General features: G+C 31.5%; 7 protein-coding genes (1 of these 7 only partly in view). All 7 read left to right on the top strand.

What is annotated here, in order from left to right:
• Positions 1 to 5883, top strand: partial view of a non-ribosomal peptide synthase/polyketide synthase gene (locus tag Q0828_RS23885; protein WP_298427787.1) — the 3' end only. The gene continues 18696 nt to the left of window position 1, outside the view; the window shows 5883 of its 24579 coding nt (coding positions 18697–24579); the start codon falls outside the window, past its left edge; the stop codon is at positions 5881 to 5883.
• A gap of 49 nt (positions 5884 to 5932) precedes the next feature.
• Complete coding sequence (locus Q0828_RS23890; protein WP_298427789.1) at positions 5933 to 7588, top strand: MBL fold metallo-hydrolase; 1656 nt, start codon at positions 5933 to 5935, stop codon at positions 7586 to 7588.
• A 32-nt stretch (positions 7589 to 7620) separates the two neighbouring features.
• Entirely contained in the window at positions 7621 to 8259 is a 639-nt protein-coding gene (locus Q0828_RS23895) for a 4'-phosphopantetheinyl transferase superfamily protein (RefSeq protein WP_298427791.1), read from the top strand.
• A 17-nt stretch (positions 8260 to 8276) separates the two neighbouring features.
• On the top strand, positions 8277 to 9842 hold the full coding sequence (locus Q0828_RS23900; RefSeq protein ID WP_298427794.1) for an NAD(P)-binding domain-containing protein: 1566 nt from the start codon (positions 8277 to 8279) through the stop codon (positions 9840 to 9842).
• A 201-nt stretch (positions 9843 to 10043) separates the two neighbouring features.
• Positions 10044 to 10991, top strand: a complete 948-nt coding sequence (locus Q0828_RS23905; RefSeq protein WP_298427796.1) for a pyridoxal-phosphate dependent enzyme — start codon at positions 10044 to 10046, stop codon at positions 10989 to 10991.
• A gap of 17 nt (positions 10992 to 11008) precedes the next feature.
• Positions 11009 to 11968, top strand: a complete 960-nt coding sequence (locus tag Q0828_RS23910; RefSeq protein ID WP_298427798.1) for a 2,3-diaminopropionate biosynthesis protein SbnB — start codon at positions 11009 to 11011, stop codon at positions 11966 to 11968.
• 460 nt (positions 11969 to 12428) lie between these two features.
• Complete coding sequence (locus Q0828_RS23915; protein WP_298427800.1) at positions 12429 to 17939, top strand: non-ribosomal peptide synthetase; 5511 nt, start codon at positions 12429 to 12431, stop codon at positions 17937 to 17939.
• The last annotated feature ends 47 nt before the right edge of the window (positions 17940 to 17986 follow it).

Genomic DNA, 17986 nt, shown 5'->3' on the forward strand with positions numbered 1-17986 from the left:
GGTCATTTAGAAGAATTATTAAATAGCTTTTTAAGTGGAGTGACAAAAGTCAATGAATTAAACTATCTACCTAATGAAGAGCAGTATCAATTAATAGAAGGTTTCAATGAAACAACAGTAGCATATCCCAAGGATAAAACTGTCTTAGATTACTTTAAAGAACAGGTTTCAAAATCACCAGAATCGATAGCAGTTATTTTTGAAGACAGTCAGTTGACATATAAAGAATTAGATGATTTATCGAATCAATTAGGTAATCATTTAATAGCGTTAGGAGTTACAAAAGAAACTCTTATTCCTATATGTTTAGAGCGTTCATTAAATATGATCATTAGTATTTTAGGAATCTTAAAGTCTGGAGGGACTTACATTCCAATTGATCCAAAATATCCTAAAGATCGTATAGATTTTATGTTAGAAGATCTTTCTGCTAAGATTATACTTACTACAAGAGCATTTGCAGGATTATTCACTGATGTCAAATCAGAACGATTAACAGTTTTCATAGACGATCTTCCAAATATATCAGAATCTTCAAAAGAACCACTTTCAGTAACTGTAGACGCAAATCAACTTGCATATATTTTCTATACCTCAGGTAGTACGGGAACTCCAAAAGGTGTAATGATAGAACATCAATCGTTGCTTAATTTTATTTTAAGCATGGCAACAACAATAAATAGAGATTCAGTAAAATTGCTCAGTGTTACAGAATTTACCTTTGACATTTCCATATTAGAATTCTTCTATCCGCTTGTAAGTGGAGGTGAATTATTGATTTCCTCTACAAACACAACGAAAGATCCAGCTGCGTTAAGTAAATTAATTGTAGAATTTGATCCAACTTGTATACAAGCAACACCATCGAGATGGCATATGCTGAAAGAATATGGATGGAATTATCAAAAAGATATTACCTTATTATCTGGAGGAGAACCTATTTCAAAAGAAGTTGCCAAGTACTTACTAGAACAAGGAACAGAAGTATGGAATCTATATGGACCAACAGAGACAACCATTTGGTCATGTGAATATCAATTGATTAATGCTGATAATATATCAATAGGAAAACCAATCTCAAATACACAAGTTTATATTCTTGATCAAGAAGAACAAATAGTTCCAAAAGGTGTAATAGGAGAATTATGTATAGCAGGAGACGGATTGGCAAAAGGTTATTTAAACCAACCAGAATTAACTGCAGAAAAATTTATTTCAAATCCATTTAAAGAAGGAGAACGCTTATACAAAACAGGCGATTTAGCAAAATGGAAAGCTGACGGAAATATAGAATTCATAGGGAGAAAAGATCATCAAATAAAAATAAGAGGATATCGTATTGAATTAGGAGAAATAGAAGCTGTTTTAGATCAATTAATTGAAATTAAACAGTCTGTAGTACTTGCCATAGAAGATACCTCAGGAAATACACAATTAGTAGCATACTTTTCTGGAGAATTAGAAATGGATACGAAAGTACTTCAAACCAAACTAGCTACTAAACTTCCAGAGTATATGGTTCCTAAACTATATATGCAATTGGAATCATTTCCATTAACTACTAATGGAAAAATAGATCGTAAAAGCTTACCAAATCCAGATGCTTCAGCATATACAACGGCGATTTATGTGGCACCAGAAACGGAAGAAGAAATTCAGTTGGTAACCATATGGCAAGAACTATTAAATATTGAAAAAATTGGAATTCACGATAACTTTTTTGAACTAGGAGGACATTCAGTACGTGCCATTCGATTGGTGTCTCATGTTCAATCTAAATTCAAAATAGCTTTCAACGTAAAAGATGTTTTTGATGCACCAACTCTTGCTGAGATGGCAATGACAATTTTAAAAGGAAAATCGATAGAAGTGCCACCAATAGTTGTAGCTGAGAGACCAAAATATGTTCCATTATCTTTTGCACAAGAACGTTTATGGTTTGTAGATAAATTACAAGGTAGTATAGCATACCATATGCCTGGAGTGATGCGAATCAAAGGCGAATTAGACATAACAATACTATCACAAGCTGTAAAATCTTTAGTGAATCGACATGAATCATTGCGAACTGTTATCAAAGAACACGAAGGAATTGGATATCAGCATTTGCTTACCAGTGATAATTTTGAAGTTAATTACATTCCAGAACTACCAATAGATGTTGCGAGTTTTATAGAGAATGAAACGACCAAAGCATTTGATCTAGCCAATGATTATATGTTGCGAGTTACAGTATTAAAAGAAGATGAAGCTAATCATGTTTTAATTTTTGTATTGCATCATATTTCATCAGATGGTTGGTCAATTCCAATCTTTGTAAATGAATTAGAATCCTATTATGAAAGTCTTCTAAAAGGAGAAATAGCATCTTTAGAACCACTTCAAGTACAGTATGCCGATTACAGTATTTGGCAGCGCGAATACCTGTCAGGAGAAGTTCTGAAAAGTAAAATGGCCTATTGGAAAGAGAAATTAGAAGGTTCAAAACCATTGGAATTACCTACGGACTATGTACGTCCAGCGATTCAATCGATAGAAGGAAGAACATTTAACTTTATAATTGCTGGAGCAGCACAGCAAAAATTGCAAGAACTATCAAAAGCGAATGATGCAACGTTATTTATGACTTTATTAAGTATTTATAAAGTATTGTTATATCGTTACACAGGGAATTTAGATATAAGTGTAGGAACACCAATAGCAAATAGAGAACAAATAGAAATAGCTGGACTTATTGGCTTTTTCGTAAATACATTAGTGCTTCGAGACGAATTAGAAAGTGACGAATCTTTCTTATCACTACTAGAACAAGTAAAAGAAACTTGTTTAGATGCTTATGCACATCAAGATATTCCTTTTGAGCGAATTGTAGATCACTTAAAAATAGAAAGAGATCAAAGTCGTACTCCATTATTTCAAACACTTTTTGAAATGGAAAACAACGAAGAGGTAACAGGAATGAATTTAGGCGAAAGCAAGCTAGAAGTGTTAGCACAAGAATTTACGGCTGCTAAATTTGATTTAACATTTAATGCAGAAGAAATGAATGATGGTATTATATGTTCTATAACATATGCAAAAGCCTTATTCAACGAAGAAAGGATTGCTAGAATGGCAAAGCATTTTGAAGAGTTATTACAATCAGTAATTGAAAATCCGAAAAAATCTATTGGGTCTTTAAAAATGGTAGCTAACAATGAACTGCAAATATTAGAAAAAGAATACAATAAAACTGAAGTAGAATATCCTGCAGAGACATTACTAACACTGTTTACAAAACAAGTAAATCAAAATCCAGAAGCAATTGCTGTAAAGTCAAAAGGACTCAGCTTAACGTACAAAGAACTAGATAATCAGTCGAGTCAATTGGCAAATTGTTTACAATCTGAATATAAGGTTGAAAAAGGAAACCATATTGGAATTTATTTAGATAGAAGCGAAAATTATATTCTGACAATATTGGGAATTTTAAAAACAGGTTGCGTATATGTTCCAATTGATACAGAATATCCAGCTTCACGTAAACAATACATATTAGAAAATGCAGAAATTAACTTATTGATTTCTGATACAAACTATATGTTTGAATTGGATTATTATAAAGGAACATTACTCACATTAGATGTTGGTTTTGAGTTAGATAAGTTTGATGTAGTACTGAAAAATGAAGTCTCATTACAAGATACAGCCTATATAATTTACACTTCAGGATCAACAGGAAATCCAAAAGGAACACCAATCAAACATGAGTCGCTAGCGAATTATATACAATGGGCAAGTAATTATTACATAGGAAAAGAACGTCAAGCTAATTTTGGATTATTTACCTCTCCATCATTTGATCTAACGATAACTAGTATCTTTTTACCGCTTGCAAATGGCGGGTCTATTGAAATATTTGAAGAAACAAAAGATACATTAACAGTCTTACATGATTATATTGAAAGTGGTATATGCTGTATAAAAATGACGCCTTCACATATAAGTTTACTCAAAGAAGTAGGCATTAAAAGTGACACGTTGGCAATAGCAATAATTGGAGGAGAAGAACTCAAAACGAATCATGTAGAGATTTTAAAAGAAATCAATCCGAATATAAAAATCTTCAATGAATATGGACCTACAGAAGCAACAGTTGGTTGTATGGTTTATGAAGTAATAACTTCAGAAAACATTACAATTGGACTTCCAATAGCAAATACTGAAATTTATATAGTTGATGAGAATACGAATTTAGTTCCAATTGGAATTGCTGGAGAGTTGTGTATTAGTGGAAAAGGGCTTTCTGAAGGATATATAAATATGCCAGAATTAACACAGGGCAAATTTATTAAAAATCCATTTAGCGAAGGACAAACATTATACAAAACAGGTGATTTAGCAAAACGATTAGTAGATGGAAACATTGAATATATAGGACGAATTGACAATCAAGTAAAAGTAAGAGGATATCGTATAGAACTGGGAGAAATAGAAAGTACAATTAACGCAATTCCAGAAATTTCCGAATCAGTAGTAATAGCTTTTGATGATCAAAAAGGAGGAAAGCAGTTAGTAGCATATGTAACTGCCTCTAAAGAAATTGGTAATAAAGTAATTCAGTCTACATTGGCGAAAAAGTTACCAGAATATATGATTCCAAAACTATATATGCAATTAGATGTATTTCCATTAACTACAAATGGTAAAATTGACAAAAAAGCATTGCCAGTTCTGGAAACTACAGATTACCTAAGAGGAAAGTATGAAGTGCCAAGTTCTCCAATTGAAATTGAATTGGCAACTATTTGGGAAAATTTACTCAAAGTTGAGAAAGTTGGAATTCATGATAATTTCTTTGAACTAGGCGGAGATTCTATCAAAGCAATTCAGTTAGTTAGTAAAAGTAAAATGCTAGGCTATAATTATACAGTTGGAGATCTTTTTAGTAATCAAACCATTGCTAAAATTACACAACATATAGAAAGTAATATAACTAATGTAGAAAAATTAGATGTCTCAGAAGACGATGTGTCGTTGCATTCAATCCAAAAAGAATTATTTGAGAAAGAAGATAATCACTTAGTATTATTTCAATCTGGTGAAAATAAAACGCCAATATTCATGATTCCACCTCTTGGAGGAACAAGTTATGTTTTGGAAAATTTCGCTGGTCAATTCAGTGATAAAAGGCCTATTTATGGAGTAGAAATGGAAGGAATTTTTGAAGGTGAAGAAGCTTTGACTAATATGGAAGCAATAGCAGCTAAAAACATAGAACGAATCAAAGTGGTGCAGCCAAAAGGACCATACATTCTAGCAGGATATTCTTTTGGAGGACTTGTCGTATTTGAAATGGCAAAACAATTAGAAAATGAAGGAGAAGAAGTTTTAGGAATCTTGTTAGATAGAGGCGCATATGTGAAAGACGATGAAGTTATGTCGGAAACGGAAGTGAAAACAACAGCAATTGCAGGAATCAGTGATGAAATCAAGCAGGCGACTCAAGATCACAAACTAAATGAAGGTTGGGAAACAGACTTAGCGACTCAATTAGATGTAGACGATGCTAACAAATCGTGGGCAACGATACTGGAATATATGAAAACCAATCATGTAAAATTACCTAGTAATATTAATCACATGGGAAGAATATTCAAACTATTCCTCATCAATATAACTCTTGATTACACTGTAACAGGAAACATTAAAAATATGATTTTAATAAAAAGTGAAAATAAAGAACTTGAAAACGAAGACTCAGCATATTTACGATGGGATCACTTAAATCAAGAAGTTCATCTTATTCAAGCAAAAGGAGATCATCAAACAATGCTTCAAGGTGAAAATGGAAAAGCACTTGCAACCGAAATTCAAATCAAAATAAACAATCTCCTTAAATAGTAGAATTAATCATTTCAAAAAAATAAATTATAATTTAAATTAACATAAAATGAAAAACACATCGGAAGAAATCAAAGATCATGATGAAGTTTATGTTGTTGCTAATTTGGCTGTAGAAACCTTAGTTGAAGGTTGGTATGCATGGTCGCATCTTATAAGCCCAGCTACCGCAGCGTTAAATATTAAAAACAGACATTTAAAAATCATCGATTCGTACATTCAAAACCCGCGAATTCATGCAGCTGCAGTAAAAACACCAAAAATGTTGGGAGGACCGTTCATTGACTATGATGGAAAACGTGTTGATGAAATACAAGAATTACGTGACAGTACTATAAAAAACTGTGCAGTTCAGCTAGAATTATGCGATGCCATTGCAGAACTAAATGAAATGTTAGCTAATGAAGCAACAGGATATTCAATGGAACCATTGTATGAAAAAGTACCAGAGAGTCTAAAAGGTATGGTAGAGTTAATTTATGATCTTAACAACAACCCTTCATTCCGTTTCTTTGAACCGTTACTATATGCTTCAAAATTTTATGATGAATCCATACAATCTGTAAACCTATTTTGTATAGAAGACGATGACTCTCGTTCATTTGTATTAAGTACACCAAGATTACCAGATCCTAAAGTACTGAACTTTAAAATTCCATTACGATCTACTGTAATAGATGAATTATTCAAAGCAGAACGTACACCAAGAGCTTATGGAGAATTAAAAGCATTATTTAACATTACAGAAGAACAAGAAGCTGTATTCAAAACATTTTTCACCAAAGAAGCTCCAAAAAAATATGAACCATATAACGGAGATGGTGTATTAACACGTTACTTTGGTCACGCTTCTATTCTGGCAGAAACGAAAAATACAAGCGTATTAGTAGATCCAGTAATAAGTTATGGATATGAATCAGATATTTCTAGATATACCTATTCAGATTTACCAGAAGAAATTGATTACGTATTAATTACACACAATCACCAGGATCATATTTTGTTTGAAACACTATTAAGAATTCGTCACAAAGTGAAAAAAATCATCGTGCCAAAAAGTAATGGTGGTGGACTTCAAGATCCGAATATCAAACTGATGTTGGAAAAAATAGGGTTTGACAATATCATAGAAATTGGAGAATTAGAAACCTTACATTTCCAAGATTGTACTATTACAGGAATTCCATTCTTAGGTGAGCATTCAGATTTAGATGTACGTAGTAAGCTATGTCATATGGTAAACTTTGTAGATAATTACAAAATGTTATTCGTAGCAGATTCTTGTAATATAGAACCAAAATTATATACTAGAATACAAGAAATGTATGGAGATGTAGATGTATTATTTGCAGGAATGGAATGTGAAGGAGCGCCATTATCTTGGTTATACGGACCATTACTTCCAAACACAATGGATAGAAACAAAGATCAAACTAGAAGATTATCTGGTTCTGACTATGATGAATGCAAATCTTTAATTGATATTTTCAGTCCGAAACACGTATTCATTTATGCGATGGGAATGGAACCTTGGTTAAAATACATTAGTTCTATAAAATATACGGATGAATCATTCCCAATTATTGAATCGAACAGAATTTTAGAACATTGCAAAACTATTGGTGTAGATGCTGAACGTCTTTACGGCGAAAAAACATTAGAATACAAAATTGGAGGAAAGCTTGAAGCTGTCCATGCTGAATAATAAAAACGTTATCACAACTACATTTACATAAAATGATCCATATCCTTTGGTGTAAAATAGATCTTACTCAAGACTTCTTTCCGTATCTCAAAAAGATACCAAAATCATTACAAAACGATATACTACGTTACCGACGCACAGAAGATCAATGGTCAAAACTGTTAGGCAAATTATTGTTAGTGTATGGAATGAAGTCTTTAGGATATAAAGAAATCGATTTGAATGAGATAGAATACACTGTTCATAATCGACCTTACTTAGATGAAAAACCAGACTTTAATATATCACATTCAGGAACGTATGTAGTATGTGCTTTCTCAAATACACAAGCTATTGGAGTTGATATTGAAGAAATTAAAAATATTGATTTAAAAGACTTCAAACACATACTTTCTCAAAAAGAATGGTCAAATGTTATAAATGCTCATAATTCATTACAACAATTCTATTCATATTGGACAGGAAAAGAAAGCCTATTAAAAGCTGATGGAAGAGGAATAACTGTTGAGTTAGACAAGGTGAACATTCAAAATACACATGGAACATTTGAAAACAAAGAATGGTTTTTACAAGAAATTAATTTCAATCCAGCATATGCAGCACATATAGCATCTACAAAGGAGATTGAAGAAATTCAAATAACAGAAATAAAAATTAACCAATTATTATAAAGCTAAAACGAAAAACTATGAACAAGAAAATCATTATTATTGGAGCAGGTCCTGGTGGTTTGCAATTGGCATATTATTTAGAAAAAAATAATATGGATTATCTAATCTTAGAGCAAGCTAAAAATGCAGGACATACTTTTGAGTATTTTCCACGACACAGGCAATTAATTTCAATAAACAAAGTATACACAGGTTTTGATGATCAAGAAGTAAACATGCGATATGATTGGAATTCACTTTTAAGTGATGAACATTCGCCTTTATTAAAAGACTATACAGATGAATACTTTCCAGATGCAGATCATATTGTAAACTACTTTAAAGATTACACAACAAAACATAACTTAAAAGTAGATTATGATGCAAAAGTTTCAAAAATTTCCAAAGATGGTATGTTTCATATAGAAACAGAAAACGGAACTGTTTACACATGTGAAAAATTAGTAATGGCTACAGGAGTTAATACGCCTTTTATTCCAAAAATAAAAGGAATTGAAAACTGTAAAACATATGTTGATACCTCTGTAGATCCAAAAGACTTTATCAATAAAAGTGTTTTAATTATAGGAAAAGGAAACTCAGGATTTGAAACAGCAGATAACTTAGTGCCAACTGCATCAAAAATTCACGTATGTAGTCCAACACCATTAAAATTAGCATGGAAAACGCATTTTGTAGGACACTTGCGAGCTGTAAACAATAACTTCTTAGATACATATCAATTAAAATCACAAAATGCAGTAATTGATGGAAATATTGCTGAAATAAAAGAAGTAGATGGTAAATACAATGTAACAATACATTATGGACATGCAAATGATGAAATAGAAGAACTAGTATATGATGAAATCATTATATGTGCAGGATTTCAATTTGATGCTTCTATGTTTGATGAAAGTGCAAAACCAGAAATGACAATTATGGACAGGTTTCCAAACCAACAATCAAATTGGGAATCTACCAATGTTAACGGACTGTATTTTGCAGGAACAGTAACGCAAATGCGTGATTTTAAAAAATCAACTTCTGGATTTATTCACGGATTTAGATATAATAGTAAATGTTTATTCCATATGTTACACAAGGATGAGCATAATGTAAACTGGCCAACAGAATCAATAGAATTATCACCAGAATCTATCACAAAAGAAATCATAGGAAATGTAAACAGAACTTCGGCTCTATGGCAACAATTTGGTTTCATCGGTGATGCAATTGTTATTGATAAAAAAAATGATAAAGCTGATTACATTCATAACATTCCTGTTGATTATGTATTGGATACATACTGTAAAGACAAAGAGCATTATTTTATAGTAACCTTAGAATATGGACATGAAGTTTTTGAAAAATCTCCTGATATTTTTAATGTAACACGTGTAAATAGAGATGACGTTGCAAATGCAGATCAAAGTGCGTTTTTACATCCAATCGTTAGAGAATATAAAAATGGAGAAGTTGTAAATGTTCATCATGTCATAGAAGATTTTGAAAATAAATGGGATGAAGAAAAAACTCATATCCAACCGTTAAAAGAATTTATGAACATATGCTTAAAGCAGTTAGTATCTGCAAATGTTTAAAAAAGTTTAGTATAAAAGTCTTTCCCTCAATTTATACTATAAAACAAGTAATCTTACAGGCTATTCACTAAGCCTATTCATTCATTAAATTTTTTCCTTATCAAGAGTAATCAGTATGTCATAATACTGAATACAAGATAAAAACTGCTGAAACCTTAGCAGTGAAAAAAAGAATTACACCATTTACACCTGTAACTTAAAATGAACAAACAAAACGAATCATTAGTTTCACCAAATGATATTTTTGGGAAGCTAGAACAAATTGAAAAGCAAATAGGGAATACGCCGTTGTTAGAATTTATTAATACCAAGGGCTTATACATAAAACAAGAAGCTTGTCAGTTTGCGAATAGTATAAAAGTACGACCAGCATTTCATATATTGAAAAATGCGATTATTAATAACGAACTCACTGAAAATCATACAATCATAGAGTCTTCTTCAGGGAATTTCGGAATTGCATTATCAATGATTTCTAAATACCTAGGAATCAAATTTATAGCGGTTGTAGATAAATATACACCTGAAGCAAAACTACGAATGATGCGTTTATTCGCGTCAGAAGTTGTTGTCATTGATAAAAAAGATCAACATGGAGGTTATCTCTTAAATAGGATTGCATTTATAGACAAATACAAAGAAAGTAATCCAAATCATTTTCACCCAAATCAATATACAAACCCTAACAATCCAGATAGTTACTATTGTGGTTTAGGACAAGAAATATGCGACAGTTTTGACAAATTAGATGCATTATTTGTTGCAGTTAGTACTGGTGGAACAGTTACGGGATTATCAAAAAAACTAAGGGAAAAATTCCCAAACATAAACATTGTCGCAGTTGACATACAAGGGTCTTTAGTTTTTCAAAACCAAGCACAAAAAAGAACACTATCTGGTATTGGATCCAGTATTTCTTCTGTTCATATTAAAACCACAAAAATTGATACCGTCATGATTTTAAGTCAAGATGATATCATAAGTGGATGTAAAGAATTACTCGATGAAGAAATGGTATTTGGAGGCGCTTCTACAGGAGCAGTATATGCAGCTGCCAAAAAATACAAAAAAGAAAATCCAAACAAAAAAGCATTAATTATTAGTCCTGATGACGGTAAATCGTACATGGACAACGTATACTTATCATAAACTTAAAAAAACAAATTGTGAAATACTTAGGAGATTCAGACGTACGATCGATAAAATTAAATTGGGAAGTACTAATTGGAGAAATTTACAAGGCATCTAAAACATACGATGAAGGCGATTTTTGTCAACCTATAAAACCGTATTTACGATACAAAGATTTACGAAATAGAATTATAGCGATGCCTGCCTACATTGGAGGCGACATTGATGTAGCTGGTATCAAATGGATAGCTAGTTTTCCAAAAAATATTGAAAACAATATAAAAAGAGCACATTCTACTATTATTCTAAATGAAGAATCTACAGGAATACCATATGCGATCATAAACTCAGCATACGTAAGTGCAGTACGTACAGCAAGTGTTACGGGCGCTATCATGGATAAATATATCAAAACAAATAATAGTGAGAACATAACAGTTGGAATCACTGGATTTGGACCTATAGGGCAAATGCATTTAGAAATGATGGAAGCTTTATTTGGAGATAAAATTGCTAAATATTCTTTATATGATCTTAATCCAAAGGTAGCAGATCGTATTCCATCTGAACTCAAAGATAAAGTTACAGTTACTACTACATGGAATGAAGCATTTGTTGATGCTGATATCTTCTGTACTTGCACAGTTTCAAAATCTCCATACATTGATGAGAAACCAAAACCAAACTCATTACATTTAAATGTTTCTTTACGAGATTACAAAGACTCTTTCCTGAAAGATACAAACGTTGTAATAGTTGACAACTGGGAAGAGGTATGTAGAGAAGAAACAGATATTGAAATGATGCATCTTAATCAAGGACTTCAAAAAGAAGATACTATTACAATGGCAGAATATCTATTCAATGATGAACTCAGCAAAGAAGGAATTATCATGTTCAATCCAATGGGATTAGCAGTATTTGATATGGCAGTTGCAAAACAATTCTACTTAGAAGCTAACAAACATGAAAAAGGAGTATTGTTAGAATCATGAAAATAGATTCTTAAAAATATCTAAAATACAAGTGTAAATATAAAATCCGATACTACTTATAGCATAGTAAATTGATAACTAAACAAGTAGTGTCGGATATATACTTCCAACAAATTTTTTAACGATTATTTTTTACTGTTTTTCTTTTTTTTTAAAACAGACATGTATATATTTACTACAAATAATAATCGCTGCATATACTACTTTCTAAGTATATATGTAAAAAACCTTTCCAAAACACTCAACAAATGTGACTGAGTGTAGCGTAGCTTTAAACAAAAACATCTTTTAGAGAAGTTATAGTTTAGTTTTCCCCCTTTATAACAGCTGTGTTTTCCCCTTTTAGCATTGATGTTGCTCAATACATCAAACCAAATTATATATCAGATCAAAATTATTTTCTTTAAAAACATGTATATACATGTGCTTTTTTAATTCTACAAAATAGCAGCTTACCTTTATGGGTTCTTTAGAACAAAAAATTACAACCAATTATTGGATTGAAAAATTAAATGCATTCACTACAGTGAATGATCAGTCGTATGTAGTAAAAACAACGTCGGAATGTAGTATTACAAATGATCAGTTAGGATATTTTCAAAAGTTGACAAATGGTAATGAAATGGCTGAATTTACTGTGTGTTTAACAATTTTTAATGCATTGTTAATGCGTTATTTTGAAACAACAACAACAGTATTTTCTTCAGGAGTACAACAGGAAGTACCATTACTGTTTAATTCTTTAAATCCTTCTGGTAAAACAATAAAAAGTTATCTGACAGAAATAAAAGAAGAAATTCAAACGGTATATAAATATCGTAAATACAATCACATAGCATTACAAAAAGAAACTTTTGAAAAATATACATCTTACGGATTGTTTTTTAATAGTGAAGTATCAAATGCACTGCTTCCTTTTTCGATTCAAATCAACAAAAGAAAAGAAAACGTAATACTATCAATAGCATACACGGAAACTTTTGTTTCTGAATATACTGCAACACATTTTTTACAAAATTTCAAAAACTGGATATGCAATTTAGAAACCATATTACAGGAAGAAACAGGGAAAATAACACTACTATCACTAACCGAAAAAAATAAAATTACATATGATTTTAATAATTCGACTCTTAATTTCAGCCTGGATGAATCATTAATTCAACTTTTTGAAAATCAAGTTGAAAAGACTCCAAAATCTATAGCATTACAATACAAAGAAATAACATTGAGTTATGAGATACTCAATGAAAAAGCCAATCAGTTTGCTAACTATTTAATAGTAGAACAGCATATAGAAGAAGGTGACTTTGTAGGCGTAAAGTTAGATAGAACACCCAATTTGCTCATTGCAATATTAGGAATACTTAAAACAGGAGCAACTTATGTGGCTATAGATGTAAAGTATCCTGAAGAACGAATCAGATTTATTGAAAACGATAGCAATTGTAAATATGTGATAGATGAAAAAACGGTTACCACATTTTTATCAGAAACTGCGCAATATGAAATTCATAATTTAGGAATAAAGGTAAAAAGCACGGATATAGCATATATTATATATACGTCTGGAACTACTGGAAATCCTAAAGGTGTCATGATAACGCATCAAAATGCAGTAGCAATGTTGTATTGGGCGAAAGAAGAATTTAAAAATGATAATATAGCAGTTGTATATGCCGTAACATCTCATTGTTTTGATTTATCAATCTTTGAGATATTTTACACCTTAACAACGGGCAAAAAAATAAAACTTCTTCAAAATGCACTCGAAATTGGAGCGAACTTAAAAAATGATCAACACATATTGATTAATACGGTTCCGTCAAGCATGCGTGCAATATTAGAAGAAGGCCACAGATTAGAAAATGTAACGACAATCAACTTAGCAGGAGAAGCTTTTCCTATAGACATTGCTGAAAAATTACAAACAACAAAAGCAGCTGTTCGCAATTTATATGGACCATCAGAAGACACTACGTATAGTACTTTTTACAAATTAACTCAAAAAAACTATGCTAACATTCCAATAGGAAAAGCTATAGCAAACTCTCAAGCATACATATTAGATGAATACTTGCAGCCAGTTCCAATAGGAGTTGCTGGAAAGTTATATGTAGCTGGTTTGGGTGTAACCAAAGGATATCTAAATCAACCTGAATTAACAGCAAAGAAGTATATAAAAAATCCTTTTCAAGAAAATGGACAAATGTATGACACAGGCGATATGGCAAAATGGCTTCCTGATGGAAATATTATTTTCTTAGGAAGAAAAGATTCGCAGGTAAAACTTAGAGGATATCGTATAGAATTAGAAGAAATAGCTGCCAAAATAGTTTCCTATTCAAGTGCGATAATACAAGCAGTCATCCTTGTAGAAACAAATAAGAATACACAAACATTAATTGCATATATGGTAACGCAAGAAGCCACAAATGCTGAAAAAGTTCAAGAATACTTACAAAACTGTCTGCCAGCATATATGATTCCAAATCAGTATGTTCCGATGACTTCCATGCCATTAACTCCAAATGGAAAAATAGACAAAAAGAAGCTAAGAAATATTGCTGAGGTATATCTGGCGAAAGCCAACTATGTTGCTCCAAAAACTGAGCTTGAAATAGCATTGGTTCATATTTGGGAAGAAGTATTAGGTATAGAACAGATAGGAATTACAAATACATTTTTTGAACTTGGCGGACACAGTTTACTTGTTGGTCAAGTCATAAATAAAATATACAAAAAATTACACAAAAGCATTTCTATAAAATCATTTTTAGAAACGCCGACCATTCAGGAAATCAAAGAAAAACTAACGGAAAATGCATACATTCCAATACCAAAAGTTACAGAAACAACCTATTATTCGTTAACAACATCACAAAAAAGAATTTGGGTATTAAGTCAGTTTGAATCTGGAAATGCAGCTTACAACATCTCAGGTGTTGTAAAATTAAAAGGAAACGTTGATGCGACAATCATTAAAAAAACGTTCAAACAACTTATTTCACATCATGAAATCCTCAGAACAGTTTTCAAAACTGCTTCTAATGATGAAGTAGTGCAATGCATTCTTCCAGAAGATGAAATCATAGTTGATTTTGAAGAAAAAACTATTGAAAGTAATGATGCAACTGTCATACAAAATCATTTAAAAAAGGCACAAAATGTAGTTTTCAATCTAGAAAATGGACCTTTAGTATGTGTTAGATTGCTAAAAACTATTGAAGAAAACTACCTATTATCTATTACAATACACCATATAATTTCTGATGGTTGGTCAATGGAATTATTAATTTCTGAATTTACAGAAATCTACAATACACTTGTTTCTAAGGAAACTGTAGAAAAAAACAAACTAACAATTCAATACAAAGACTATGCAAATTGGTTAGCATTACAATTAAATGAAGACACGTATAAAAACTCGGAAGCATATTGGTTAACCCAATTTCAAGGAGAACTTCCTGTATTGGATTTACCAAATTTCAAAAAACGACCACAAATACAAACGCATACAGGAAAAACGAAACAATATAATTTCTCAACGTCTTTCTTAAACAAATTAGAAACATTTTCAACAGCTAATGATGTAACATTATTTATGACGTTGCTATCAGGAATTAATACCTTATTTCATCGATATACAAAACAAGAAGACATCATTATCGGAATACCAATTGCAGGAAGAATACATCCAGATTTGGAAAATCAAATAGGATTGTACTTAAACACTTTGGCAATTCGTACCAAACTCAATAAAAACAACAGTTTTTCAGAAGTCTTAGCACATCAAAAAGAAACACTACTTGCAGCATACGAACACCAAAACTATCCTTTTGATGAATTGGCAAACAAGTTAAACTTAAAAGTAGACACATCACGATCGGCGTTATTTGATGTCATGGTTGTATTGCAAAATCATCAACAACTAAAAAGTATTCAGCCAAAAACAACTTTGGAAGGAATTACTGTTGAACCGTATCAAACAGAACGTGAAACCTCTCAGTTTGACATAAGTTTTACTTTCATAGAAAAAGAAACATTAAAGCTCAATGTAGAATTCAATACAGACATCTATGATGAATTCTTAATTGATCAAATGGTTGCACATTATGAGCAATTGATGGAAACTGTTATTGTAAATACGGATGAAAAAATCATTGCTATAGATTATACAACTGCGGATGAAAAGCAACGTTTGGTAACAGAATTCAATCAAACACGTCAAGTATATCCAGATAGTACCGTTATAAATGTGTTTGAAAATCAGGTTTCTACAACTCCAAATCGTATTGCAATAAAAAGTGAAGATCGTTCATTTACATACGAAGAATTAAATTTACAAGCGAATAGCTTAGCGAACTATTTAATTGAAACGCATCAAATTACTCCAAATGATTTTGTTGGTGTTAAACTGGAAAGAACGGAGCAAATAATTAGTACCATTCTCGCGATTCTAAAAACTGGTGCAGCATACGTCCCAATTGATATGGAATATCCGGAAGAACGTGTTGCATACATTAAAAATGATAGCAATTGTAAACTCATAATTGATGCAGAAGAAATACGTCAATATGAAGCTATAAAAACGGAATTCAGTACTGAAGATCTTGAAATACCCAAATCTAAAGAACAACTTGCGTACATCATTTATACATCGGGAACTACTGGAAACCCAAAAGGAGTAATGATAAGTCAAGCGAGTTTCTTGGATTATGTTACGACTTTTAAAAATCATTTTCAGCTTACGCAAGATGATAAAATAATGCAGCAAGCTAGTATAGCTTTTGATACTTCCATAGAAGAAATTTTTCCAATACTAATTAGTGGCGGTCAATTAATCATACAAAAAGATAGAAACGATATAAATGCATTAATAAAAGAATGTGAAAAACATGAAGTATCAATCTTGAGTACAAATCCGTATGTACTACAATTTCTAAATGAACAACATACAGAATTCAACTTAAAATTCAGAATGCTTATCAGTGGAGGCGATCTTTTAAAACCATCACAAGTAGATAAAATCTATCAAAAATTTACTATATACAACACGTACGGACCAACGGAAAGTACAGTTTGCGCAAGTTATTACAAGATAAATACGATTTCAGAATCATTTCCTATAGGAAAGCCAATTGCAAATAGACAAGTATTTATTGTTGATGGAGAATCAAACCAATTACAACCAATTGGAGTTGCAGGAGAATTATGTATTTCAGGAGAAGGTGTAGCCATTGGTTATTTAAACCAGGAAGAATTAACGAAAGAAAAATTTGTTAAAAATCCATTTGTGAAAGCATCCAAAATGTACAAAACAGGCGATTTAGCACGTTGGCTACCAAATGGAAACATTGAATTTCTAGGTAGAATAGATCGTCAAGTAAAACTTAGAGGCTATCGTATAGAACTTGGCGAGATTGAACACACAATTATTGATTTTAGTGAAGAAATCACAAATACGGTAGTAACAATTAAAGAAATCAATAATGAAAAAGTACTTGTTGTGTATTTCACAGCAACAACAACAATAAATAAAGCCGAACTAAAAGACTTTGTACAACGAAAACTGCCTGAATATATGGTGCCAAGTTTTTATGTACACATGGAAGAAATACCGTTAACCTCAAACGGAAAAATCAATTACAATGCATTTCCAGCAGTTTCTATTAATGATATCATCCGAAAAATATACACAGCTCCTACAAATGAAGTAGAAGAGAAGTTGGTAGAAATTTGGGAAAACATTCTAGGAATTGAAAAAATAGGAATCCAAGACAATTTCTTTGAATTAGGTGGACATAGCATGAAAGTAATTCAACTTGGAAATAATATTCAGAGAGCTTTTAATTACAAGATGAAAATCAAAGACTTATACGATACGCCAACGATTCAAAACTTAGCTAGGTTAATCAAAGAAGAAACGGACACAAATTCTGAAGAAGTCGTAGACAGAATCATCATCTAAATTATACAAATACAATCGCTTCCGCGAGAAAAAACACGCTTTAAACA

Source organism: uncultured Kordia sp., assembly GCF_947496985.1.
Taxonomy (GTDB): Bacteria; Bacteroidota; Bacteroidia; order Flavobacteriales; family Flavobacteriaceae; genus Kordia.